1 protein-coding gene is annotated in these 279 nt (G+C 40.9%); it reads right to left on the bottom strand.

Features of this window, described 5'->3' with window-relative positions:
- A partial coding sequence (locus tag R2R70_RS19825; protein ID WP_410978873.1) for a hypothetical protein occupies nt 1-191 on the bottom strand: 191 nt, incomplete at its 3' end.
- Nucleotides 192-279 lie beyond the last annotated feature (88 nt).

The raw sequence follows: 279 nt of genomic DNA, 5'->3' as shown, positions 1-279 counted from the left end.
CACGCCATAGCAACTGCGGGTAAAAATAGCCAAATTAAAAAACCCATTGCCGAACTAAACAAACCGTTACTGGCAAGTAAGCGGTTGGAGCGTTTTAAATAGCCATTAGCGTAATAGCTTATTTGCCAATAGTTAGCTCGCGCCCCTAAACGCTCTAAAATTAACGCTAAAATAATAGAAACTAAAATCATGATAGTGACTCTCTCAACTTGGTTGCTCAAGCATGTTTAAAAATAATGGCCAGTTAAAACTACTGCCGGGGTCTGTTTTGCGACCGGG

The organism is Cobetia sp. SIMBA_158 (assembly GCF_046566945.1).
Classification (GTDB): domain Bacteria; phylum Pseudomonadota; class Gammaproteobacteria; order Pseudomonadales; family Halomonadaceae; genus Cobetia; species Cobetia amphilecti.
This window is presented reverse-complemented; position numbering and strand designations above follow the sequence as displayed.